This window comes from Methanolobus sp. (assembly GCF_016278385.1).
Lineage (GTDB): Archaea > Halobacteriota > Methanosarcinia > Methanosarcinales > Methanosarcinaceae > Methanolobus.
Genome location: NZ_JADQBY010000003.1, coordinates 41,078 through 65,864, shown reverse-complemented (window position 1 = coordinate 65,864; position 24,787 = coordinate 41,078). Strand labels below are relative to the sequence as shown.

The 24,787-nt window shown below is 38.7% G+C and carries 26 protein-coding genes and 1 pseudogene; 14 read left to right on the top strand and 13 right to left on the bottom strand.

The genetic code is table 11. The annotated features are described in order from the left end of the window. The coding region (locus tag QZZ23_RS01880; RefSeq protein WP_292466503.1) for a PKD domain-containing protein at nucleotides 1-2,054 on the top strand (2,054 nt) is incomplete at its 5' end. Nucleotides 2,055-2,222: 168 nt separating this feature from the next. Here the strand turns inward: QZZ23_RS01880 and QZZ23_RS01875 are convergent. The 7 genes from QZZ23_RS01875 to QZZ23_RS01845 all read right to left on the bottom strand — a co-directional run bounded on the left by QZZ23_RS01875 (nucleotide 2,223) and on the right by QZZ23_RS01845 (nucleotide 7,631). After that, the gene (locus QZZ23_RS01875; protein WP_292466502.1) at nucleotides 2,223-2,489 is read right to left on the bottom strand and encodes a hypothetical protein; all 267 of its coding nucleotides are present in this window, start codon (nucleotides 2,487-2,489) and stop codon (nucleotides 2,223-2,225) included. Between the two features lie 30 nt (nucleotides 2,490-2,519). Beyond that, the gene (locus tag QZZ23_RS01870) at nucleotides 2,520-4,031 is read right to left on the bottom strand and encodes a hypothetical protein (RefSeq protein WP_292466501.1); all 1,512 of its coding nucleotides are present in this window, start codon (nucleotides 4,029-4,031) and stop codon (nucleotides 2,520-2,522) included. A gap of 392 nt (nucleotides 4,032-4,423) precedes the next feature. Then, on the bottom strand, nucleotides 4,424-4,690 hold the full coding sequence (locus QZZ23_RS01865; RefSeq protein WP_292466500.1) for a hypothetical protein: 267 nt from the start codon (nucleotides 4,688-4,690) through the stop codon (nucleotides 4,424-4,426). 459 nt (nucleotides 4,691-5,149) lie between these two features. Then, complete coding sequence (locus tag QZZ23_RS01860; protein ID WP_292466499.1) at nucleotides 5,150-5,722, bottom strand: HAD family hydrolase; 573 nt, start codon at nucleotides 5,720-5,722, stop codon at nucleotides 5,150-5,152. A 199-nt stretch (nucleotides 5,723-5,921) separates the two neighbouring features. Then, nucleotides 5,922-6,209 carry a hypothetical protein gene (locus tag QZZ23_RS01855; RefSeq protein WP_292466498.1) on the bottom strand — a complete coding sequence of 96 codons (288 nt, stop codon included), beginning with the start codon at nucleotides 6,207-6,209 and terminating at the stop codon, nucleotides 5,922-5,924. A gap of 182 nt (nucleotides 6,210-6,391) precedes the next feature. Then, the gene (locus QZZ23_RS01850) at nucleotides 6,392-6,631 is read right to left on the bottom strand and encodes a hypothetical protein (protein ID WP_292466497.1); all 240 of its coding nucleotides are present in this window, start codon (nucleotides 6,629-6,631) and stop codon (nucleotides 6,392-6,394) included. A gap of 598 nt (nucleotides 6,632-7,229) precedes the next feature. Then, the gene (locus QZZ23_RS01845) at nucleotides 7,230-7,631 is read right to left on the bottom strand and encodes a hypothetical protein (protein ID WP_292466496.1); all 402 of its coding nucleotides are present in this window, start codon (nucleotides 7,629-7,631) and stop codon (nucleotides 7,230-7,232) included. Nucleotides 7,632-7,926: 295 nt separating this feature from the next. Here QZZ23_RS01845 and QZZ23_RS01840 point away from each other — a divergent pair, with 295 nt between their 5' ends. From QZZ23_RS01840 to QZZ23_RS01825, 4 genes are all read left to right on the top strand, one after another. Next, nucleotides 7,927-8,712, top strand: a complete 786-nt coding sequence (locus QZZ23_RS01840) for a winged helix-turn-helix transcriptional regulator (RefSeq protein ID WP_292466506.1) — start codon at nucleotides 7,927-7,929, stop codon at nucleotides 8,710-8,712. Nucleotides 8,713-9,081: 369 nt separating this feature from the next. Then, nucleotides 9,082-9,849 (top strand): phosphoribosylaminoimidazolesuccinocarboxamide synthase, encoded by a 768-nt coding sequence (gene purC / locus QZZ23_RS01835; RefSeq protein ID WP_292466495.1) that lies wholly within the window; start codon nucleotides 9,082-9,084, stop codon nucleotides 9,847-9,849. A gap of 30 nt (nucleotides 9,850-9,879) precedes the next feature. Next, the gene (locus tag QZZ23_RS01830) at nucleotides 9,880-10,167 is read left to right on the top strand and encodes a winged helix-turn-helix transcriptional regulator (protein WP_292466494.1); all 288 of its coding nucleotides are present in this window, start codon (nucleotides 9,880-9,882) and stop codon (nucleotides 10,165-10,167) included. A 39-nt stretch (nucleotides 10,168-10,206) separates the two neighbouring features. Continuing rightward, on the top strand, nucleotides 10,207-12,255 hold the full coding sequence (locus tag QZZ23_RS01825; RefSeq protein ID WP_292466493.1) for a cation:proton antiporter: 2,049 nt from the start codon (nucleotides 10,207-10,209) through the stop codon (nucleotides 12,253-12,255). A gap of 61 nt (nucleotides 12,256-12,316) precedes the next feature. Here the strand turns inward: QZZ23_RS01825 and QZZ23_RS01820 are convergent. Next, nucleotides 12,317-12,995: pseudogene (locus QZZ23_RS01820) on the bottom strand (IS1 family transposase). Between QZZ23_RS01820 and QZZ23_RS01815 the strand changes: the two are divergent. Next, nucleotides 12,994-13,125: a hypothetical protein gene (locus QZZ23_RS01815; protein WP_292466492.1), complete on the top strand. Its 132-nt coding sequence runs from the start codon at nucleotides 12,994-12,996 to the stop codon at nucleotides 13,123-13,125. The pseudogene QZZ23_RS01820 and the gene QZZ23_RS01815 sit on opposite strands and share 2 nt — an antisense overlap. 49 nt (nucleotides 13,126-13,174) lie before the next feature. Here QZZ23_RS01815 and QZZ23_RS01810 read toward each other — a convergent pair whose 3' ends face one another. Next, entirely contained in the window at nucleotides 13,175-13,303 is a 129-nt protein-coding gene (locus QZZ23_RS01810; protein WP_292466491.1) for an NAD-binding protein, read from the bottom strand. A gap of 128 nt (nucleotides 13,304-13,431) precedes the next feature. Continuing rightward, nucleotides 13,432-13,911 (bottom strand): 5-(carboxyamino)imidazole ribonucleotide mutase, encoded by a 480-nt coding sequence (purE, locus tag QZZ23_RS01805; RefSeq protein ID WP_292466490.1) that lies wholly within the window; start codon nucleotides 13,909-13,911, stop codon nucleotides 13,432-13,434. Between the two features lie 164 nt (nucleotides 13,912-14,075). On the opposite strand from purE, the gene ppcA reads away from it, so the two are divergent. From ppcA to QZZ23_RS01765, 8 genes are all read left to right on the top strand, one after another. Further along, entirely contained in the window at nucleotides 14,076-15,656 is a 1,581-nt protein-coding gene (gene ppcA / locus QZZ23_RS01800) for a phosphoenolpyruvate carboxylase (protein ID WP_292466489.1), read from the top strand. A gap of 2 nt (nucleotides 15,657-15,658) precedes the next feature. Beyond that, on the top strand, nucleotides 15,659-16,144 hold the full coding sequence (locus QZZ23_RS01795) for a carbamoyl-phosphate synthase domain-containing protein (RefSeq protein ID WP_292466488.1): 486 nt from the start codon (nucleotides 15,659-15,661) through the stop codon (nucleotides 16,142-16,144). A gap of 37 nt (nucleotides 16,145-16,181) precedes the next feature. Then, nucleotides 16,182-16,406: a hypothetical protein gene (locus QZZ23_RS01790; RefSeq protein WP_292466487.1), complete on the top strand. Its 225-nt coding sequence runs from the start codon at nucleotides 16,182-16,184 to the stop codon at nucleotides 16,404-16,406. A 425-nt stretch (nucleotides 16,407-16,831) separates the two neighbouring features. After that, nucleotides 16,832-17,344, top strand: a complete 513-nt coding sequence (locus tag QZZ23_RS01785) for an amino acid-binding protein (protein ID WP_292466486.1) — start codon at nucleotides 16,832-16,834, stop codon at nucleotides 17,342-17,344. Further along, nucleotides 17,344-18,339, top strand: coding sequence for a homoserine dehydrogenase (locus QZZ23_RS01780; RefSeq protein WP_292466485.1), 996 nt, complete (start codon nucleotides 17,344-17,346; stop codon nucleotides 18,337-18,339). The genes QZZ23_RS01785 and QZZ23_RS01780 overlap by 1 nt, the downstream gene beginning before the upstream one ends. A gap of 41 nt (nucleotides 18,340-18,380) precedes the next feature. Then, on the top strand, nucleotides 18,381-20,072 hold the full coding sequence (locus tag QZZ23_RS01775; RefSeq protein ID WP_292466484.1) for an ATP-dependent DNA ligase: 1,692 nt from the start codon (nucleotides 18,381-18,383) through the stop codon (nucleotides 20,070-20,072). A 45-nt stretch (nucleotides 20,073-20,117) separates the two neighbouring features. Next, complete coding sequence (locus QZZ23_RS01770) at nucleotides 20,118-20,483, top strand: hypothetical protein (protein ID WP_292466483.1); 366 nt, start codon at nucleotides 20,118-20,120, stop codon at nucleotides 20,481-20,483. A 153-nt stretch (nucleotides 20,484-20,636) separates the two neighbouring features. Then, a complete protein-coding gene (locus QZZ23_RS01765) occupies nucleotides 20,637-21,848 on the top strand; it encodes an MFS transporter (RefSeq protein ID WP_292466482.1) in 1,212 nt (403 codons plus the stop codon). A gap of 9 nt (nucleotides 21,849-21,857) precedes the next feature. Here the strand turns inward: QZZ23_RS01765 and QZZ23_RS01760 are convergent, their stop codons facing one another. The 3 genes from QZZ23_RS01760 to QZZ23_RS01750 all read right to left on the bottom strand — a co-directional run bounded on the left by QZZ23_RS01760 (nucleotide 21,858) and on the right by QZZ23_RS01750 (nucleotide 24,708). Further along, nucleotides 21,858-22,223: a PAS domain S-box protein gene (locus QZZ23_RS01760; RefSeq protein ID WP_292466505.1), complete on the bottom strand. Its 366-nt coding sequence runs from the start codon at nucleotides 22,221-22,223 to the stop codon at nucleotides 21,858-21,860. Between the two features lie 131 nt (nucleotides 22,224-22,354). After that, nucleotides 22,355-22,666 carry a response regulator gene (locus QZZ23_RS01755; RefSeq protein ID WP_366931293.1) on the bottom strand — a complete coding sequence of 104 codons (312 nt, stop codon included), beginning with the start codon at nucleotides 22,664-22,666 and terminating at the stop codon, nucleotides 22,355-22,357. After that, nucleotides 22,666-24,708 carry a CHASE4 domain-containing protein gene (locus tag QZZ23_RS01750; RefSeq protein ID WP_292466481.1) on the bottom strand — a complete coding sequence of 681 codons (2,043 nt, stop codon included), beginning with the start codon at nucleotides 24,706-24,708 and terminating at the stop codon, nucleotides 22,666-22,668. The genes QZZ23_RS01755 and QZZ23_RS01750 overlap by 1 nt, the downstream gene beginning before the upstream one ends. Nucleotides 24,709-24,787 lie beyond the last annotated feature (79 nt).

Sequence of the window (24,787 nt, the reverse complement as noted above, 5' to 3'; positions counted from 1 at the left end):
TTGCAGGTATCTATAATGTAAGTCTCAACGCCAGCAACCTTGCCGGAAGCGACCTCAGTAGTAACATGACCATAACAGTGACAAGACCCGGAACTCCTGAAAGTTTCACAAACACCACCGGCAATTTCTGGGTGAGCCATAGCTGGAATGCAGGTACAGGAGATGTGAGCGATTCCTATAACGTGAGTTATAACGGAACTTGGCTGAACGGTACGACAAACAGTTTCAATCATACCGGACTTTCTGCTCATGCCTGGTCCAACATAACGGTCTATGCATACAATGCTACGGATTCCACACTTTCAGCCGGAGCCAGCGACAACGTTCAGGTTTCTAACAATGCTGTCAGCATTCTCAATGTGACTGACATAACAATTTATGAAGGAGAAAATGTCACCTTTAACATCAACTCCACGGATGTAGACGGCGATATACAGGTATTTGGCTGCAACAATAGTGCCCTGTTCGATACTTTCAACACAAGCACTGGTGAAGGTTCATGGAGCACTGGTCTTACTGATGCAGGAACCTACTACGTTGAATTCAACGTAAGTGATGGCTATGATTCAATCGATTCTCAGGTAATGACGATTACCATAAACGATGTCATAATTCCGGTTGCCAATTTCAGTGCAAACGTAACATCAGGTGCAGTTCCGCTTTCCGTGAACTTCACTGATTCCTCAACAAATACTCCAACCTCCTGGTTGTGGGACTTTGGTGACGGAAGTAACTCAACTGACCAGAACCCTGCTCACACATATGTCGCAGCAGGCACTTACAACGTTAGTCTAAATGCAAGCAACTTTGCTGGCAGCAATGTTAGCACCCAGTTGTCTTACATCACTGCTGCTGTTATTCCGGTTGCTAACTTCAGTGCAAACGTAACATCAGGTGCAGTTCCGCTTTCCGTGAACTTCACTGATTCCTCAACAAATACTCCAACCTCCTGGTTATGGAACTTTGGTGACGGAAGTAACTCAACTGACCAGAACCCTGCTCACACATATGTTGCAGCAGGCACTTACAATGTCAGTCTCAATGCAAGTAACGTCGGTGGCAGCAATGTTAGCACCCAGTTATCTTACATCACTGCTTTTGTTGAGCCGGTTGCTAACTTCAGTGCAAACACAGTAACAGGGTATGCTCCACTGGCTGTTTCCTTCACAGACAATTCCAGCAACATTCCAACCGCATGGTTCTGGGACTTTGGTGATGACACGAATTCAACTCAGCAGAACCCCACTCACACCTACAGTGTCACAGGAATCTATAACGTAAGCCTGAATGCAAGTAATCTTGCCGGAAGCAATCTAAGCAGTAATATGACCATAACCGTAACAACAGCACCAAGTACGGATAGTTCAAGGTCAAGCAGTTCCGGCTCCCGTGCATCAGTCAGTCAGGGTCAGAACCAGGAGATCGTTTCAAACTCTGCCTCATCTGTAATACGTGTCACTGGTGGTTCAGAAGTTTACTATGATTTCTCAGATAGTGGTATTCCTGTTATTGGTGTAAGCTTTGACGCAAAGGACGATGAAGGTCTTGTTGTTGCCAGGGTACAGGTACTTTCAGATGTATCTGAAGGTGTTCCTGCTCAATCGGGTAATTGCTATCAGGTGATGAGCATTGATGTTGGAAATGAAGGTACTATCTCTTCTGACAATGCTGAAAATCTCAGGATTCACTTCAAGGTGAGCAGGCAATGGATAGAAGAAAACAACATCGATGTCTCCACTATCCGCATGACAAGGTATCATGATGAGCATTGGAATGACCTGCCAACATATCAGGAAAGTGAAGATGATGAGTACATTTACTTCTATGCTGAAACCCCTGGATTCTCCATCTTTGAGGTTGTAGGTGACCAGCTTGGAACTCCAATTGAAACATCACAGGTTCCTGCAGGCTCACCAGTTCCTGTTGAAGAAGAGGAAATGCCTGTTGAAGAAGAGAGTGGTTTCGGATTCATCTACCTGATACTTGGTATTGCAGCTATAACAGGTATTGGTTATGTGTTAATTCAGAAACAGAAGGGCGAAGGAGGACTTTAAAGTCCTTACCTTTTTTCTTTTTTTAAAACTACAAAACCATTTTAATCATGGACCTGATATCTGGTTCAAATTACAAGTTTCCTGCAAATTAACATTAAAAGGATGCATGTGCATTCATGCAATATTTCTGCATAAATCAAAAGAAAAAAGAATATGAATGTTATTCATTCATATTTCTTCAACAATAATGTCTTCTTCAAGTCCCATTTCATTGATGAGTGCTTCAAGCTCTGCAAGTTCAGCTTCAAGATCCTGGATCTCAGTGTCTGTAACGCCAACCATTTCTTCATTCAGAACTTCATCCGCAATACTTAATTCCTGGCTTGCATCGATTGTTGCTGCTTCCTCTTCAGTGGTTCCTTTATCGGCACATCCTGAAATCACAACACCGAAGACAAGAACAGCGATGATGGCGATATTTCTTAATCTGGTCATTCCATATCAACTCCTATATCGTATTCTCTCTCAGACTGTGGTTTCATTCTCATCTTCTACATCGTCTCCAGAGGTGTCTTCTTCATCATTTTCGGATGTGCTTTCCTCTTCGGAGATATCTTCTTCAGAACTTTCGTCTGACTCCTCCTCAGTTCCATCGTCACCGGTTGTTTCTACCTCGTCCTCTGTTTCCTCTTCTATTTCGTTCTCTGATTCATCCTCGTTCTCTGATGAATCATCAACGTAACGGCTTGCCCAGTCACCTGATTCTCCATCAACTGTATAGGAGCCTGTACCTGCAAGTACCGCAGTACCGGTTCCCTCAGCTGTTAGGTCTATATCGTCTCCGCGGATCATGACGGTAAGGCGGCTTCCTTCAATAGTCACATCCCCTGTGATATTGTGGTAAACAAATGCTCTGTTATTGTCTGTGCTGTTGCCTGAATCGATGTTTGATGTTTCATATTCCGCATCATCAACATTTATCACTGCATCACCTGCAAGATCCTTAACAACAAGCTTTGCGTCTGTTACAGTAAGATCTATTACAACATCGCCGGAAATCACAACTGTGCCATTTCCGGTTGCTTCAAGTGTGCCTTCACCGCTGAGTACAATAACTCCTTCTCTCTGCTCCTTTAGTTCCTGGAGCATGTTCCTGAGGATTGCGTTGGAATCCCTGATATCCTTGCCAGCCTGGGCCACATATCTGTTGGCTTCGCGGACATTTTCACCATAGTTGCCATTTCCATTCATATAGGTATTTCTTGCCTGCTCCTGATTTTCCTTTGCATCAGCAATATATTCCTTATATTCCTCAAGCATGGCTTCAAGGTCTTCCACATCTTCACCATTTTCTTTCATGGTGGCAATTTCATTCTCAAGGCGCACTATAAGGGATTCAGATGTTTTAACAACAGCATTGATCTTGTTGTCAATTGTTTTTCCTGCAGACATAACGCGATCTTTGCGGGCATCATTCCATATATTTCTGATGTTCTTTGCAGAATCTGCAAGTTCCTGTCTTGTGGTTGCAGCTTTTACATTCTCCCTTTCATCTTCAAGTTCAATGATATATTCATCATCTTCAAGGAGTGAGGTCATGTAATCAATGGAACCCACAAGGTATTCCTTGGTAGCTTCAATAGCTTCTTCAGTATCAAGGTTTGGATTCTTGGATTTTATGCTGGCAAAATTGTTCTTTGCTGACTGGTAGCCTGCTTTTGATTCCTTGATATGTTCTGCTTTATTTATTTCCTTGTTAGCTGCCATTTCTCTTGTTGCATCTTCATTTGCATTTACCATATCCCGGTCCCTGTCATGTTGCTGGATACCAGGCGGCTCATTATCTTCTTCTGTATTATCTGAGTCGTCAGCACTGTTGTCGTCAGCATTACTGTTGTCCCGACCATTGTCTTCTGACATTCCATTGTCGCTGTTCTGTCCATTATCTGATGCTGCAAGTGCCCCTGCCGGAAGAATGCTTACCAGCATCAGCACCACGGCAAAATATGCAAATATCCTCAAACCTTGTTTTTTCATAGTACAACCCTCCAATTCCAATATCTCTGTTTATTTGTAAATCTCTTACTTAGTAGTATAATAAATGAATCTGATAAAGATTATGATTTAGTTATGATTTAGTTATAAGTAAATTGATCCGGCTTACAGCCGGATTTCCGTTTTTCGAAACCCTTTCGGGTTTATTTTTATCCCCACGTTAAATCCTGACTGGATTCATCTCTTTAGTTTTTCTGCATCACAATTTCTATCTCCCCGTCAGTTGCTTCTATCACAGATACTGTTCTCTATTTCTGTGACTTCAGATGCTGTGATGTCAGACCGATGCCCGGACTATTTTGTTCTTTTAGTGTAAAGTCAGGCACATCGGTACATTGATATTTATTCCCCACTCATACTCCATTTAAATTAGTTTATGCCTGGCATGAACCGTCTCTTGCTCTGTCCTGGTTTCCGTCACGGTCGCCAGTTCCCTTGCAGTTGCTGCCATCGCAGATTGCATCTGCGTAGTTGTCGCATACGCCGTTACCGTCAGCATCTACAAAAGTTGTTGAGTCCAGGCATGTTCCATCTTTCAACTGATCCTGGGTTTTAAGCTGATCTTTAGCCATAGCGGTCACAGTAAACATGCTTACCATCATGATTGCCAGAGCAACCAATGTCAATGTTCTTATTTTCATTTTATTTACCTCTGCATTATTTTCCCGTTTTTGATGTAAGTGGCAGTTCAAGAGGTTGCTAGGATAAAACCAATTTGAACTTCCGCTTACATATTCCAGATTTGCAGAGTCGGATATAAACATACTTTACTTCATACAAACTTTCGGAATGCTTTACATGAAAAAGACGACATATAATTGTTTTTTTTACTTGATAATACTTTATGATGCTTTAGATGTGATTTTATACAAATATGTTTTAGTCTTTTAGTTGGTAACTATAAAAATATAACATGTGTATAATTTAAGACTGTACTCCTCCTTTAAGCAGAATATGAATACATTATAATGATATATATTATCTACAAATTTCAATAATATCCTATAAGCAAAGATAGCACCTGCTAATAGTGAAATCAGGATTTCTATGATCATAATTTGAATAAGTTCAGATAACTAAACAATAACTGGTAACTAGAATTAATATCTGGACAATTCTTTTCTGAAGGAACTTTGCCATCCTCGTTTCTCAATAACCCTTACATCATCAGACTCATTTAGAAAGGTAAGGTATGTTTTAAGAAGTTCTAAGTCGTCATCATCTCTGTCTCCCAAAAATGGATTAACAGGAACCAGATTGCCATAACTGCGCTGTAATTGCTTAGGAGAATCATCTATTACCAGTACTCTGGTCAGGTCATAGCCTCGGTTTTTAATTTTCTTCAAGTCCTTTATGTAAATATGAGAATCCATATCAATACTTTCTGAAGGATGAAAATACAATGGAGTACATCTTTCCCTGGACCAGATGAACGTTATTGGGTAGTTTGCTGGAAAAATATTCGAAATAATACATTTTGCATATTCTGAATTTGCGGAGGTCCAAATTGCTATTTCAAATGATGAAGCTATGAAACTCAAGAACTCATCCAGATATGGACGCTTATATACATAATAATCCGAGCATTGAAAATCATGTTGATACGCCAGTCTGGTAGCTCTTGAATGTATCAGTGTTTCATCAAGATCCAGAATCAAGAGCTTATCATCCATATATATTGATTGCTCACTGTGTACTAATATTTTATTCCGGTATTATTTTGTAGAAATCTCTATTGATTGATTAATTGATTTATTCTGCTAAATTTCAAACCACTAAAAAGAGTAAAAAAGCACAAAGATGTCAAAATACATAAGTGTTAACAAAATCCGAAAATACAAAAAGGAAGTAAAAAATATGAAAGAAGGTCATTCATATTTCTTCAACAACAATTTCGTCTTCACTGTCCGTGTCATTGATAAACTCTTCAAGTTCACTTACTTCTTCTTCAATATCCTGGATCTCTGTATCCGTGATTCCAACCATTTCATCGCTAAGTGTTTCATCTGCAATGGATGTATTATCGTCTTCTAATTCCTGTACTACGGCTAAATCCTCTGGTATAGCTTCAGTTTCCTGAGGTGCGTTGTCAGTACATCCTGACACTACAAGCCCAAGGACAAGGATTCCCAGTACTACTAGGTATTTTCGTTTAAACACTAATATTCATCTCCTCATATTTTTTGGTGTAGTTACAGTGATGTTATATGTTAATATAATATTTCAATTAAATTTTAGTCTCATTTTCAGAGACAACTTCTTCTATCTCATTGTCGTCTACATCAGGTGCTGCCATGTGTTTTCCTCATAGTTTACTTCGTAGGTTCCATCACCGTTAAGCACTACATTACCTGTTCTATCGAGATCAAGGGATATATCCGTTCCATGCAGTGTAACAGAAGGCGTTTTCCTTCAATAGTGACATCTCCTGTAAGATTGTGGTAGACGAATGCACGGTTATCCACGTCACTGTTTCCTGTCTTTGCATTTGAACATTCGTATTTTGCACCTTCAGTGTTTACTTGTGCATCTCCTTCCATATCCTTGATCACAAGTGTTGCATTACTTGCAGTAAAGCTCATAGTGAATTCTCCGGAGACGACTGCAATTCCATCTCCTTTAGCTGTAAATGTTCCTTGTCCGTCAAGGGTTACAAGTCCTTCACGGTACTACTTTAGCTCCCTGAACATTTCTTCAAGTATGGTATTAGTCTGTCTGATACTCTGTCCTGACCGTTTTATGTATCTGAATGTCTCACCATTTTCATTGCCGTTGGTGCATGAATTCTCAGCCTGTTTCTGGTATTCGCCTGCTCAACAAGAACATGATTATTAAGTTTGATTTTATGGCAATTGCACCTGCAATTATGCGATTGTCAGGGAGTATATATATATACTTTATTTTATTTAAATATGAAGCAACCTTTTATGGAATTCAGACATTATTGTTGCTTTAATTACTTGATAACCTTTTATCATCGTTTATTTTTCCCTATAAGCTATTTATTGCTGTGGCATTTTTTAATTAATAATTAACAATGAGTATCACATAGTTAATCAAACATTTAACGTTCCACTAAATAAACGATGAGTGTATATTATATAATTTCCATATATCTTTGTGGGTGCACAAAAATCTAGAAAAAAGAAAAAAATATGAATGACAACCATTCATATCTCTTTAATATAAGAGTTCAACCTCTTCACTGTCCGATTCATTTGTCAGTTCATCTTCACTGCTTGATTCATCATTCAGCTCATCATCAATGTCTGTTTGATCGATCAGCTCGTCTTCACTGTTGATCTCATTCTCTATTTCTTCCACTTCATTGATATCTTCAATGTATTGGTTATCTGGGTTAGTAACCCCCACTGTTTCATTGTTAAGGGAATCCTCAGTAACGGTTGTATCGTCTTCTAGTTCCTGTATCACAACTGGTTCTTCGGATGCTGTCACAATTTCCTGGTCTGTCGCAATTTCCTGGTCTGTCACAATTTCCTGGTTTGTATTATCAGCACATCCTGATACTACGAGTCCAAGAATCAGAACAGCCAGCACAACGATATATTTTCGTTTTAACACTAACATTCATCTCCACTATTTTGTTTTTAAGGGTGCAGGCGGTCATTGGTTCTAATTATTTATAGGATGTCTCAATATAAATCATAAAACCTGTCGTTTTTTAGTCAAACATGCATTTACATATATGCAGCTTGTGCATATAACGTTATCGCATGGACTCTTAAATTTTGCTGCTCATGTCACTATTTAAGCCTTATATGTGCTTTAATTGCTTGATAACACTTAATTTGCTCTCAGTTTTCACTTTTAAGTAAATTTTATATGGGTGTACTAACTAAATATACATCCTGTGCTAATGAAAAAAAGAACTCTCTTCAGTATTATCTGCATCCTGCTATTTATAGGTGTACAGTTTTCAAGTGCTGCTGAAACAGCAACTATTCATGGTGCAGTGTACGAGTGGGACTCTTTTGATCCACTGGAGCATGCTATCGTTGAGATAAATTCCACTCCTCCCCAATCGATGCTTGCCAACTATGGTATCTATTCATTTAATCTGACACCTGGGAATTACACACTATCAGCCAGTTATTATAGCGGTACCAATCTGGTTTCATATACTGAAGAACAGATTACCATCACAGATGATGGCGATTATGTTATGGATATGATACTGCTTCCTATCTACTATGATGCTTCATTTAATGAAAGTGAGTTTTCAGAGCTTGATGTGATCGCCAGTTTTTCAGATGATGACCAGGGGACAATTTCACCTTATGTGATTGTGTTTGTTTTCATACTTCTTATAGGCTTTATTGCAGGTGGATATTATTTTGTAAAACAGCGCAGTGCGAAATCAGTCCTGGTAAATGAGGACGAATATATCGATGAAGGTGAGTTAGGATTAATATTGCCTGATGATAAATGGCAGGATTTACCTGATGATCTTCGGCAGGTCATAAATATCATTGTGAAAAGTGATGGCCGGATTACTCAGAAAGATCTGCGTACAAAAGTAAAGCATTCCGAAGCAAAGGTCAGTCTTATGGTGTCGGATCTTGAGAGTCGTGGTATTGTCCGGAAATTTAAGAAAGGCCGGGGTAATGTGATCATTCTTGAAGATTCGGAATCAGAAACATAAAAAAGAGGAAGATCCACAAGATTCGAGTATGGGTCATATCGTAAAAGAGTGACATGGGACATTTCTTTGCATGATTGAAGATGGGATTTAGAAAAATAGCAAGTAGGTATGAGGGCATAATGTTGTTTTCAAGGGGATTCCTGGATATTGTATGCTTTCTAATGTGTTGGAAAAAGGTTCAAGAAGCTTTTTGAAGTAGTTCACTTTTGTCTGATATCTGGATTAATAATTTATATGTGCATAAGGAAAAAGTACGTGTGCTTACAGAAACATTGTAGTAATCTATAAATAATTATGAAAATGCCTTCTGTTCAAGTATATGAGAAAATATGATAAGATATTTAAGTTATGAGTCTGATTTAATAATATATGCAGCAAAAAAAGTCAACATATATTTTTTCTGGAAAAGCTAAGGATGTTTATGAATGTTCAATAGACACCCTTCTTTTTGAGTTTACTGATAGGGTAACTGCCTTTGACGGTAAAAAGAAATCAGAGTATCAAGAAAAAGGTGAAATTACTTGTAAGTTGGCAGAATATTGGTTTAAGGTATTAGATCATAATGGCATACCTACGCATTACATTGAATGTCCAACATCAACAAGTATGATTGTTAAACGCTTGGACATAATACCTGTAGAAGTAATTTGGAGGAATTACGTGGCAGGATCCCTCTTACGGCGCTATGAAGTAGGAGACACAGTGCTTCCAGAAGGTGCCGAACCAATCGAAGGTTCCGCAATACCTGATGGAATGATTGAATTCACGACAAAATTTGAAGCTGTGGACAGGCCTATTAATATAGATGAAATAATATCCAATGGCTGGCTAAACAAAGAAGAAATAGAAACTATAACTAACATAACAAAAAAGATAAATGAAATATTGGGCCAGGAACTGGCTAATAGTAACATAATATTAGCAGACTTTAAAGTGGAGTATGGACGGACTTCTAGTGGCGAAATAATTCTTGCAGATGAAGTGGGAACTCCAGATGGATGTCGCTTCTGGAAAATGGAAGAATTTGAAAAAGGAGTTATAAAAAGCCTCGATAAAGATGTGTTCAGAAAGAGTACTGGTGATTTGAGCCTTGCATATAGGGAAATTTTTAACAAAATCCAAAAGACTAATATATGATATTGGAAACTCACATTTGAAGGTATCACAATGGAAGATCAGAACGAGAATTCAATTGATGAGCTGCTTATATGGGTCATAACTGTTGATAGACGCCTTATTCTTATGAAATCTATGCGAAGCCATAATGTTATCACAGCTTCAGATATTGCTCGTGAAACGAACAGGTCAACTCAAAATATCAGCCGTGCTTTGAGAGAACTGGAATCTAATAATTTAATTATGTGTTTAACCCCCGATAAGTCGACATGGAAAAAATATATTTTAACAGGTCTCGGGAAGAAAGTATTGCAGAAAATGGAAGATACATATTTGTAATCGCAAATATGCGTTGATTATTAATTATAGAGAATGAACATGTTCCCATCAATCCCCATACATGAGCCTGTATTGATCTTTGCGTTGTCGATGCTTGTTTTCCTTATAGCACCTCTTCTATTCAAATCATTAAGATTACCGGGGATGATCGGTGTTATTCTTGCTGGTGCATTAATCGGTCCCAATGCTTTGCATATACTGGAGAGAGATGAGACCATTGTGCTTCTTGGTGAAATTGGTCTTGTCTACCTGATGTTCATAGCAGGACTTGAGATTAATATTAACAAGTTCATTGAGAAGATAGATCGGAGCTTGGTCTTTGGCATATTATCATTTTTAATTCCACAGGTTGCAGGGACCGCTGCAGGATATTATGTATTGGGTCTGTCTTTCACTGAAGCCCTCCTTTTTGCTTCCGTGTTTGCTTCACAAACCTTGCTTGCATATCCTGTTATCAAGAAGCTGGGTATCGTCAACAATGAAGGCATTACTGCTGCAATTGGGGCTACTTTACTTACTGATACACTGACCCTGATGATCCTGGCTGTTGTGGTCTCTTCCCTAGAGGGAAGCCTTGATATGCTCTTCTGGATCAAGTTGCTTTTCGGTTTGGTTGTTTTCTTTGTAGGTTCGTTGTTCATTGTACCACGCATTGCACGATGGTTTTTCAGTAAACTTACAGATGAGAGTTATTTTGAATTTCTTTTTGTGTTGGCTATAGCATTTATACTTGCATATCTTGCAGAAATTGCTGGAATCGAACCTATTATTGGATCTTTTCTTGCCGGTCTTTTGCTTAACCGTCTAATTCCAAATACCAGTCCCCTCATGAACAGAATAGAGTTTGCCGGAAACGTACTGTTCATACCTTTCTTCCTTCTTTCAGTGGGAATGCTTACAAATGTTCATTCTTTTTTTGGAGGAGGAAATCAGCTCACCTTGGGATTCTTGATGATAGGCGTTATGATCAGTGCCAAGTTTGGAGCTGCATGGCTTGCAGGAAAAATGTACCATTATAGTAAGGACCAAATAATGACCATGTTCGGCTTGTCTATAGGGCATGCTGCAGCAGCACTTGCAATTGTGCTCGTTGGTTTTGAAGCGGGTCTTTTCAATGAGAGCATGATAAACGCCGTAATAATGATGATACTTATTGTCGGGGTAATAAGTCCTCAGATTGTTGAAATATATGGTAAAAGAGTTTCCCTTGCAGATAATAGTGTCACATGCAATACTCTGGAATCAGACTCTCGTATACTGGTTTCTTTTTCGGCGCAATCTACGTACAAGCAACTTTTAATGGATCTGGCCCTGATGATTCGGGAGAAAAAATCCAGTGAACCACTGCATGTACTTTCTGTTGTAAAACAAGATTCCGATAACTCTGAAAAAAAGGTTGCAGAAGCTGAGAAAATGCTTTTTGAGACCATTAATTATGCAGCATGCGCTGAAGTTCCCGTAAAAACTCATGTGCGACTTCGCTACAATGTAGCTTCAGGTATAATGGGAGCAGTACTTGAGAACAGGATCTCAACCATCGTAATAGGCTGGAATGGTGTTCATTCTCTAAAAGAAAGTATTATTGGTCCGGTCATTGATCAGGTAATAAGGAAAACTAAGAAACTTGTGCTCGTTTCAATGATTAGGACTCCTTTGTGCAATACGCAGGGAATCACTCTTATAATCCCTCAAGGTATGGATCACAATCCAGGTTTTTGTTCCGTAGTGGATTCCATAAAAAGGATCGCTGAACATACATCAGCACCTGTAAAAGCTATGGTGGTCGATGATGATCCTATGAAATATAAGGAATTTTTCGATAGTTCAGGATCTGATATTTCTATAGTGTTTGAAGGTATAGAAGGATGGGATATGCTCATAGACTCTCTGAATGCAAGAGGCGAATGTCAAAATGATCTAATAATAATTGCAAGTACTCACCGAGATACTCCAGGGTGGCATTCGGTATTGCAGGTACTACCAAAGCGTATTACTACATTGTTCAAAAGCAACCTTATAATAACTTATCCAGCATCTGAAGAAAGATTTGATGATAAAACTAATCACAATCTTTTCCTTAATCGCTAAAGCTACAGTATAATATTGGGGAATAATAACTAGAAATGGAACAGAAAAATATTGGGCATTGTTAACTAAACATAGTCCTATCTTTATTTCTGTATTTCATCAAAAGAAGAACAGAGTACTTCAAGATTTCAAGACTCTATGTATAACATTTTGACTTTCTCCTTAATCTTGGCAGAAAATGCCTAAGTATGCTGTTGTATCCTTCAATGGTATATGTTTCAGCTTTGGATCGAGTATGAATACTGCTTGGGAGAAACTCTGCATATGCCCTCCAGTGGTCAGTTATCACTTCCCCAATCTCCTTCAATTTGTTCCAGAGTTTTTGTCCTGTTTCTGTCCCCCTACTACCAAAAGAACAGTCTATGAACTTTTTTCCAACTCTATCAACAGAAATCCAGATTCAGCAATATTTTTTGTGTTCCCGATGTAAGTGTGCATCTCCTCTAATTCAACGATCATGATCTCATTTTCGCTTTTCAAATCCTCTAATTCCTAGCCAAATGTCTTTATCCATTTTTGAACAGAAACATGACTTACTTCTAAAAAACGTCCGATTGAACGAAATCCCAATTCTTCAAGACAAAGCTGTAAAGCCCGTCGTTTAACAGATAAGGGACTAGCAGTTGATTTTATCCCCCTGCCGAATAGCTATATCCGCAATCATGGCATTTATAGCGTTGGTGTTCACTTATTTTTCCGTTCTTTTTATGATGGGAACTTTTACACCGGGGGCAATTCATGCAGAACTATAAGTCCTCATTTCATGTAACAGTGTTTACTTACCAACGCCTTCCTGTCATATTGACAAGAATAACAGCTGAACTCATTGCAGGATTCATAGCACGAATCTCAAGATCCCAGAATGCATAATATTTTTCTATATTGTTGACTTTGGCAACGATTTGTTCTTTTTAGAATCCTAACTTAGTTTTTTTATCTGACAGACAAGTATTTTTGTGTTGTCTTGATCTGTAGTACTGACTATATATTTAGCATTAGTGGTGTTTACTTTCTTTAGTATTTTACTATCTCTCGCATCACCCTGCACACCCAGATTTCTTTCTTAGAAGACGCTGGTATCTATGAATAGAAATGCTTCAATGTTGCATTGAAGCATGGAATGAATTTACTGCTCAAGTTTATGCAGATAATATTTCACTAAAACTTTACTTGAATTTATTCAAATAAGCTTAGAGCATCCCTTTCTACTTTTTCGGCAAGTTCTCTTCTATAATCTGTCAATTTTGTCTCCAATTCTTTGTTATTAGTTGCCATTATTTGAACGGCTAGAATTCCTGCGTTATCTCCTCTTCCAATCCCCACACATGCAACTGGAATACCTGGAGGCATCTGAACAATAGAGAGCAGAGAATCATTTCCGTCAAGTTCAGCATTTACAGGAACTCCAATAACTGGTTTTATCGTGTGTGCCGCCACAACACCAGGAAGATGTGCTGCGAGCCCTGCGACAGCTATGAAGACTTTTACATCATTTTTATGAGCTTCTTGGATTATCTCAATTACTCTACTGGGTGTTCTATGTGCTGATGCGACTGTAATTTCATATTCAACATCGAATTGATTGAAAATATCAATCGTTTTTTTTGCTACATCTCTATCTGATTTGCTTCCGAGTATTACTATTACATCAGTCATTGGTTCACCTTTTTCATTTAATAATATGAGAACATATGCAAATATATGATAATATATTTAAACATATGGTTGTCCTCATTTATAATAAATTATCTTAAAAACTCATATGTTACAATAACTTTAAATAAGTTATCATAATTAGTCATATCAAGCGTGACTCAAATATGACATCAAATATCAAATTTCCAAACGTGATGTGTACACAGCACCCAGATTCAGTGTCAAAGTACATCTCTACTCAGGAAGAGATTATAGAAGCCATTGAAGCGATCACAAAATATGACTGCGATGAATACATGCCTGATTATGAAGGGAAGACCACACCTTATCATCAAAATGTCCAGATCGTATCAAAGATTATCGAAGAAACCGGACTTATTCCTGGTAAAGATGTATTCATCACTCCAAGAGCACCAAGTGCAGCTCACGAAAACAGATTCAGACAACTTATGGTTATGATGTCTGTTGCTGAAGCCAACTACAACGCCTATGAATATTCAGATTTTCAGGCAATCTCAGAATTGGTACATCCCATGACAAGTACCTTTGAAGAAATCGTAGAGGCGCAGCAACACATGATAGATGTGAGTAAATTGGCCAAAAAAGAGTTCAATTTCGAAATGGAACCTCCACGAATAATACCTTTAATTGAAGATGTGCCTGGTCTCCTGAATGCAAAAAATATAATTTCCAATACTATCCTTGGCTGCCAAAATCAGCTAAATGATACGTTTGAAAGATACAGAATATTTATTGGAAAATCCGATTCTGCATTGACATTTGGTCATGTCGCGAGTACTCTCTCGTGTAAATATGCCATAAGCAGTCTTCATGAATTAGAAGCTGGCATTGATACAAAAATAGGAATCATATTTGGAGGTGGTGCTCTTCCTTTTAGAGGACACGTGACCCTCAAAAATGCTGATAGTTTTTTCGAAGAATACCGAGGGATAGATACTATAACACTTCAGTCCGGAATAAGATACGACCACAAGAAAGGAGACGCAGAGAATTTTGTAAAACATGCTAAAAACAAACTGTCAAGATCTCCTGATGAATTCTCTGATGATGAAAAAGAAGAGCTCATCAACATCATAGCAATATTCGGTGCTCGGTACAACAGAGCAATACAAAGTATATCACCAGTTGTAAACAGTATATCTGATTTTCTGCCTCAGCAGCGTGATCGTCTTACACGTGGTGGAAAAACTGGATACTCGAGAGATGCACCCGATGTAACACAGATATCTGGTTTTTGTCGCAGTGATATAAAGCAAGAACTAGAATCTAGCATGCCAGTAAGAAATCTGAATCTACCAAGGGCAATAAAGTTTACAGGCGCATTTTATTCAATAGGCTTGCCTCCTGAGATCATCGGAACAGGATGTGCTATAGCAGATGTAAGGGATAAAATGGGTGAAAATGTTTGTGAGCGATTGCTTACAAAGTATTTCCCTACCCTGCAATCTGATTTTAAATTTGCTTTTGATTACTTAAACATGAGTGCAGCATCTAAATTCCTATCAAAAGATTTCATGAACTGTGTTTCACAAGATGTCGATATTCTAAGAGAGATATTTGATCTGGACAATGAATGTGACCCATCCTATGAAATTCTGCTTGAGATGGTGCCGGCGGGAGTCTTATTGGCAAATAGTAGTTCCATTGATATGGATAAGGATTTATTACAGCTCATACAGTCAACATTTTTCAAAATGGGAAAAATTCGAAAATCACTGGGATAATCATGAAAAAAGCAATATTAGTACTCGAAGACGGTACTACAATATTTGGGAAAGGTTTCGGAGCAGTAGGTGAAACATATGGGGAGTTAGTATTTAATACAGCAATGACGGGTTATGTGGAATCACTTACCGATCCTTCCTATACAGGACAGATACTCATGTCGACCTATCCATTGGTCGGAAATTACGGGGTTTGTAATGAAGACTATGAGTCAGACAGTATAAAAGCAAGTGGCTTTGTGGTGAAAGAACTCTGTAGAACTCCTAGTAACTGGAGATCACAGATGGATCTTGACACATTCATGAAAAAGAATGGTACTCCAGGAATAGAAGGAGTAGATACCAGAATAGTTGCAGGGACAAATCCGTACATTAATGGTTCACCATACTCTGAGTTCATCCAGCCTGAATTATCCACAGGTCGAAGGATAGCAAATGAGATTAAAAAGGCACGGGACATGGGATGCCTTGATAGGGTGCTAACATGAACAAGTAGTAAAATGATATGAAAATAAGGTGAACATCTTGAAACTAGAGAAAAAGGAAAGAATAATCAGAAAACATAAGTCTCGCAGTATTCTTGTTAGAAACAGGAAGATCAATAGAATAAATATATTCATACTCGGTATAGGATTGATGCTAATGTTTCTTGGACAAAATCAGGTTGCATCAATCCTTATATGGGCTGGAGTTGCAATATATATGTATACAGCACTAACAAATGCCTTTGCACGTCGCGCCAAAATATAATATACACACAAAATGGCTCTGTAGAAATCTATCAAAATCAACATTCATAAACTGGAGTTGAGATTGTAATACAATATCGTGCAACACATTAGATGACATTTTGAAATCAAATTGTTGTCCGAACAGTGAGGATTTCTATAGAGCCCACTCTCTGCTATATTTTTAGAGATTGTTAATTAGTATTGTATGCTTTGCTCTTACAGCACTGAACTAATATTCCGTCTATCATTTACAATTATTGACAAATGTATCAATTTAAGTACTATTTAAGTGTATCTAGTAATGATTTGCAACCGAATGTGAACAAATTTGTAGCAAACAAGCAAAAAGTTTGTACGTAGAATATATCTACATTTAATGTATATGGGTTTAAGCATTCAGAAATAGTTCTATTTGCTATATTTATGACATTTACGAGGGTATACATGCGAGTTTCTATGGACATTGAGTTAAAAGATATCCCCGGGCAGTTACTTCTTGCTTTAAGGCCGGTATCCGAATTCAAAGGTAATTTGATATCGGTGGTTCATCATCATGAAAAAAGAACTCCCCGCGGTACTATCCCGGTTAATGTCGTTTTTGAGACAAAACCGGACAATCTTAACAGTATCATTTCCAGTCTTGAAGATAGCGATATAGGTATTGCACGTATTGATGAAAAGAGATACTTTGAGCACGGTGCAGTAATTCTTATCGGACATATAGTTCATACTGATATCCAGGACACCATTGATACAATTGACAATACCGGATACGCAGAGGTTGTTGATCTTAACCTTTCTATGCCAAAGATAAAAAAACCATCTTCTGCATCCTTAAAAATAGATGCAGTAAGCAAGGAACACCTTGCATCAGCTATTGAGCTTCTAAAAGAGATTGCCAAAAAGAAAGACCTTCTGGTCATCGAACCTATTAAAAGTGAATTGGGGGCAGTTTGATGAAAACTATTCGTCTCTCTATTATAGGCTTTGGTGCAGTGGGTCAGGGTGTTGCAAAAGTTATTCTTGATAAGCAAGTGTATCTTGAAAAAATCGGAATTGATTTTAAAGTTGTTGCGATTGCAGATTCAAGGACTGCTGTCATTGACGAAGATGGTGTGGATCTTGCTGCAGTAATCTCCAGAAAAAAGACAGAAGGAACCGTTGGCTCTGAAAAGCTCACAGGACTTGAAATCATAGAAACCATTGACCATGAATTGGTGGTGGAAACAACTCCAACCAACATAGTAACAGGTGGTGCAGGTCTTGGGAACATGTTTATGGCTTTTAAGCATGGCAGAGATCTGGTTACCTCTAATAAAGGCCCTCTGGCAATGAAATATGGTGAGCTCATAGCAGCTGCCGAAGCAAGTGGTTCCAAATTCCTGTTCGAAGCAACTGTAGGTGGTGCTATGCCTGTGTTAAATCTTGCAAGGGATGTGCTTGCAGGTAACAAGATCACCAATGTTGAAGGTATATTCAATGGTACCTGTAATTATATTCTTACCCGTATGATGGAGGAGCATGCCCCTTATGAACAGATGCTTGCAGAGGCACAGGAACTCGGATATGCCGAAACAGACCCTACATATGATGTTGAGGGTATTGATACAGCCTGCAAACTTGTGATACTTGCAAATTGCGTGTTTGGAATGAATGCTACTCATGAAGATGTTACCGTTACAGGTATAACCAAGATAACACCTGAAGCACTTATGCTGGCCCAGAATGATGGTTATGTTATCAAACTGATAGGTGAGGTCAACGACAGCAGGATAAATGTGGCTCCTAAACTGGTTCCAATCGATCATCCACTGGCAGTTGGCGGTTCTCTTAATGTTGCATCCATGCAGACCGACCTTTCCGGTCCTATTACTGTAACAGGACGCGGAGCAGGGTCAATTGAAACTGCAAGTGCAATCCTCAGTGATATGATTTCTATTTACAGGGACTGAAAGATTCCTACATATCCATATTTTCAGGATAAAGACGTATTATGACAAGTTTCAGAGAATTTGCTCAGGCCTGCAAGGTTATTGAAAGCACTCCCGGTTCGCTAGATATGACTGCTCAGGTCGCAGAATTGCTTGAAAAAGTAACTCCTGAGGAACTCCCGATCATAACTCATTTTGTAATGGGTGAGATCTTTCCTGCATGGAGCAGTGAGGAAATAGGTGTAGGTGCCGGTATTCTCTACAATGCACTCGCAAAGTCAGCAGGTATTTCAATTTCTGATGTAAAGGAACTTGTAAGGGAAACCGGTGACATAGGCGAAACTGCTGTCAGGGCTCTAAAGAAAGTATCCAGTGGTCAGGCAACATTCTCTTCTTTCCTTGAGGAATCCAGTGATATTTCTATTCTTGAGGTATTTGACAGGTTCAAATCCATATCAAAATCATCGGGTAAAGGTTCTCAGGCATCCAAAATAAAAAACCTTCAATATCTTTTTAATTCAGTTTCACCGGAGGAAGTTGGCTATATTGCTCGTATTGCAGTTGCAGAACTGCGGATCGGAGTTGGCGAGGGCATTGTAAGGGATGCTATTTCCAGGGCGTCTGATGTACCGTCAGAAGAGGTTGAGCGTGCGTTCATGCTTACCAATGATCTTGGACTTGTTGCGGTCACTGCAATGGAAGGAGGAAGAGATGCAGTACTATCTCTTGGACTTGAACTAAATCGTCCCATACGTATGATGCTGGCCCAGATTACTCCAAGTCTTGATGCAGCGATTTCAGATTTAGGTACCGCTGCAATAGAGTGGAAATTTGATGGGGCCAGGGTCCAGATACACAAGGACGGAAACAACATTACGCTTTTCTCCCGCAGGCTTGAAAATATCACCGAATCACTTCCGGATATTGTGGAAGCTGTAAAGGAAAACGTAAGTGCTGAGTCTGCAATACTTGACGGTGAGGCTGTGGCAATTGATGAGAATGGAAGGCCCAGGGCATTCCAGGACATATTGAAACGTTTCAGGAGAAAATATGATGTTCAGTCCACAGCACGCGAAATTCCTCTCATACTCAACCTTTTTGATATAATGTATCTCAATGGTGAGGGATTACTCAATCTTCCACTTGTCCAGAGAAGGGCAAAACTTGAGGGCTGTGTCAAAAACGGAGATAAGATCAGCGTTGATACTCAGTACCTGACAGATGATCTCGAAAAGATCCTTGAGATATACAATGAAGCACTAAAAGCAGGTCATGAGGGCGTGATGATAAAGAACCCTGAATCACCTTATTCTCCTGGAAAACGGGGCAAGAACTGGCTTAAGAAAAAGCCGGTCATGGAGACACTTGACCTTGTTGTCATCGGGGCTGAATGGGGATACGGACGTCGTACCAGTTTCCTTGGTTCCTATGCACTTGCATGTCATGATCCTGATACAGGTCGTTTCCTGCCAGTTGGACGTGTGGCAACAGGTTTTTCCGACGAACAGCTTGCTGAACTCACGGAAATATTCTCTGATCTTATTGTAGTTGAGTCCGGAACAGAAGTCGAGATCAAACCGGAAGTTATTTTTGAGGTAGCCTTTGAGGAAATCCAGAAAAGTGTCAACTATGAATCCGGTTATGCACTTCGTTTCCCAAGACTTGTCAACGTACGGTCTGACAAATCCATTGAAGATGTTGAGACAATAGGCCGCCTTGAGGAAATGTACCTTGTGCAGCGTGAAAGGAACTGAGTTCTTATCAAAAGTGTTATTAGTAAATAGTAATTGTTGTAAAATATGAGATTAAGAAGCCTTGTATTCCTTACCATGCTAATATCCATATTTGCATTATCTTTTTCAGGTTGTGTGGATGACCAAACTTCAGAGGCCCAAGATATCGAGGCTGATGCTATTGTATATATTGATCAGTATGAATTCCATCCTTACTCAACCAGCATATCCTCTGGTGACACTGTAAAGTGGATCAATAATGACTCTGTAGCTTTTATCATAAAAGGTAATCTTGTTGGTGGTAACAGTTTCCAGTCTCCTACCCTCAGGAAAAATGACACATTTACCTATACATTTGAAGATATAGGTACTTACAAATATGAGCTTGTAACCCATCCATGGACAAAGGGTGGACAAATTGTTGTAGAGTGATCTTTTAAAGCAGGACATCCTTAAGTCCTGCATCTTTGATCATTTTGATTGCTTTTTCTTTTTTCTGAACGTTTAATGCCCTGTCAATTTCAGGATACATTGTTGTTTCCTATGCTTTTATACTTTGAGAATAATCCACTATAAGGTCATATGATGAAATCCAATTATAAGGCACTTCAGAATGACAGGCAGAAATTGGATCCTGCACTTTATGTACTCTCTCTTTCCAAGTTATTCAAGGACCTTGGTACCGGGATGCTTGCATTTTTGCTTCCCCTGTATATAGTTGGTCTGGATACTGATGTATTTTCAGGTACTCCTATTGTAGTCCGGGCAGGTATTATAGCTACTGTTTTTGGATTGTCAAATGCCATATCACAGCCATTTATTGGGAGGCTTTCAGATTCTCTTAACAGGAGGAAGCCTTTTGTTGTTATAGGCATGGCAGGATTCACCATTATATCCTTCACATATGCCAATACAAGTAATTTCGACTACCTGGTTATACTGCGTATTGTTCAGGGTATCACAGTAGGTGCAACTGTACCTGCAATTGTTGCAATGGTGACTCATATGTCAACATCAGGTACAAGAGGCGTTGCCATTGGTATATATTCTACTGTAAGAGGTTTTGGCTTTGGTATGGGTTCCATTATAGGTGGTGTGATTGCCAGCTATTACAGCTTTGCCACAGCATTCTATGTATGTTCCTTGCTGGGTTTTGCAAGCTTAGTATTAATATCCTTTTTTGTATCTGAAACTCATAATGGTGCGCCTGCCAAGCAAAAAATATCAGAGCCAGGTCAAGGATTTCAGTTCGCTATTCTTGCAACTGCTATGTTTATGATGATGGCAGGAATTATGATCATATTTGCTTTTTTGCCTGAATATGAAACAAGGCTCAACACTGGTCAGGTATCCCTTAGTATCGCAGTTTCTGCATATGTGATTGTAAGGGTATTGTTCCAGACTCCAATGGGTTTCATATCTGACCGCTTAGGCAGAAAAAACATAATAGCTCTGGGTCTGCTTCTTAATATACCAATTGTAATTGGTCTTGGGCATGTTGAAAACGTCAATCAGCTTATAGTGTTGCGTGCAGTACAGGGCATATCAATGGCTGCTGTGGAAACACCTATAATGGCTCTGGCAGTTGATCTTGCAGGTGCTTCGGTAAGTTCTAAGGTAAGTTCCATAACAGCTTCCCAGGCAGCTGGAATGGCTCTGGGACCCATAATAGGTGGGCTGCTTGCAGGTTATATCTCGTTTGAGTTGCCATTCTACCTGTGTGCAATTATGTTACTGCTATCATTGTTGCTTGTGCTGGGTGGCATTAAAGACCCAATGACCCTTAAAGCAGAATAAGAAATATCGTCAGCTGTAGGCTACTTCAAAACTCCTGAAGGACTTTTCAATCTTCTTCCTGTCAGTTATGTCATAGAAAATAATAACGGTACCAATTATCTCATTTTTCTTATTGGTGATGGGAGAACCTATTATATCCAGTGGTATATGCGCACCACTTCTGGAAATGAGTGTTGTATTCTCTTCAAGACCAAAGAATGCACCTTCCCGAAGGACTTTTTTTGTTGGATCTTCCGCACATTTATTACTGTCCCCACAGATGACTTTGAATATGCTGTTCATCCCTTTACCAAGCGCTTCTTCCTTGGTATATCCGGTAAGTGCCTGAGCAAGAGGGTTCATGTATTTAATTATGCCATTATCATCGGTGGATATGATGGCGTCACCAAAATTATTAAGCAGAGAAGTGATCCATTTTTCATGATCGAAATTTTTCTCTTTTTCTCTTTCCTTTTTGTAAAGTGCAATTTCAATATTTGTCCGTAGCTCTCTTTCATCAAAAGGTTTCAGGATATGTCCAAACGGTTCGGTGAGTTTTGCTCTTTGTAGTGTTTTTTCATCTGAGTATGCGGTGAGATAGATACAGGTATATCGCAGTTTTTATGGATTGCTCTTGCGGCATCTATACCGTCTATTTTTCCTTTGAGAACAATGTCCATCAGTATGAGGTCGGGCTTGCATTCATTGACAGATCTGATGGCCTCCTCTCCACTTGATGCCATGCAGGGTACAGAGTATCCAAAATGTTCCAAACTATCTTTTATATCTAGAGCTACAATTTTTTCATCTTCGACTATCATTATCCTTTCTTTAGTCATCAATAGTCCCTTCTGTTGTAGGATAGTTCTTTAAACGTAATTCTGAATTCTGTACCATTGTCTCTCCAGAGTTCTATTTTTCCCTCTATTTGTTCTACAAGCGAGACAACAAGTCTCATCCCCAGCGAATCCGTGTTCGTGAAATCAATATCTTCCGGGAATCCTATTCCGTTATCCCTGATTACAAGTAAATAAAATCCGTCGTTTTCAGGAAGCAATTCTATTTGTATTTGTCCTTTATTGCTTTTAAATGCATGTTTAAGGGTATTTGAAACTATTTCAGTTATGATCAATCCGAGCGGGATGGCCATATCAATGCCTTGTGTTACGTTTTTAATCTTTATATCAATTTTGATATCTTCCTGTTTGTAACCATAGTTATTGAGTAAATATTTTGTTAGTGTTTTGATGTAAGCTTCAAGCTCTATGTTTTCAAGATCTTGTGATTGGTATAATTTTTCATGTGCTATGGCCATTGATTTTGCACGATTCTGGCTTTTACGGAAAGCCTCTATTGTATCCTTATCAGTAAATTTCCGTGATTGGAGCCTTAAAAGACTAGATATTATTTGGAGATTATTCTTGACACGGTGATGTATCTCTTTTAAGAGAATATCTTTTCTACGCATCTCATCTATCTGTTTTATTTCGGTTATGTCTTTTACAACAGCCATAACTTCATCCTTTCCACTGGCAACTACTCTCACTTCAAAGTCCCTCATTTCTCCCTTTACAGGCATTGTGTATTGCATAGTCTGCATTTGATTTGTCCTGAGTGCTTGTTCTATGATTTCAAGTTCTTTCTTTGCGATATGAGCTGGAAGAACATCATCAAGGCATATACTGAGTTCTGCTTCGGGGGATTCATAAATGCAATTATCTGTTGAGAGTTTATAATTGCGTATAGTTCCATCTTTTTTAATCTGGAACATCATATCAGGCAATGCCTGTAAAATTGCATTTATGGTGATATCTCTCTTTATAATTAGATCCTGTGATTTTTCAAGCGATTCCAGCATATTGTTTATTGACTCTCCTAAGCTGGCAATTTCATCGTTACCTTCATAGTTCACTCTTCTTGAAAAGTCCCCTTTGTCTCCAATATTCCTGATTTCGTTCTCAAGTCTCTTAAGGCGGGAAATATGGGATTTTTCTAGCACGGCTGCTATAGTAACCCCAAAAACAATGCCAATAAGCAGTAGAATAGCAAGGAAATAGTTAATAGTATTAACCCCACGTTGGTGTATGTTCCGAAGCATACTGATTTCCAGGGAAAATGCATCTGCTCCGTAGATGTTATTGAACTGTGCATATGAATAAATATGAATGTCATCATTAAGGATATGTGTAATTATCTTCTCTTCATTATTGCCAGCATAGACGGCATTGCTGGCATTATTCTCATTGTAATTGCTGATGTTTTTAACATCAAGTTCCAGATATGTTATTTCATGCAAGCGTGTAAATTCATCGTCATCAATGACTCGACCCATAAGTATTGTCCCTTTAATTGGTCCGCTTTTATCGCTTTTCACAATCGGCTGAGAACTGACTAAAATTGGCTGACCTGCAAATACCAGAAAGCCTGTCTTCCTGCTGCTATTATCCTCATGTTCCAGAAGATCGCTTCTCTGCTTTAAATGTTCTTCCAATCCCTTGATCGACTGGTTATTTGCTTCTGTTGTCAATAATTCTTTCTTAAATACCAGTTTTCCATTTGCATTATAGAAAAGCATAAAATCGAGTCTCTGGTTAAAAAAAGTCTCATCCATTAGATATTTATCAACATACTGGGTATCATTACTTTGGACGAATTCGTATGTTTCATCCCATACAGACCAGTCAGCAGCTTTGTTTTCAAGGCTCTGGATTTCAGATGACATGATATTTTCCAGGCGAATGGCATTTTCCCTGGCTTCTTTCTCTTCCAGTTTATCAAAACTGTCCATTATAATAAAGTGTGAACTCAGGTATATGATGAAAATCATACCAATAAGAGTTGCACCAATGATGCCTAATATTTTGTTGTGTAATGTTGCCATTTATTATCTTTTAACATCTCATAAAAAATCATCATTGGTTTTTACGTTATATAACATTCATATAATTTATATGCCTATA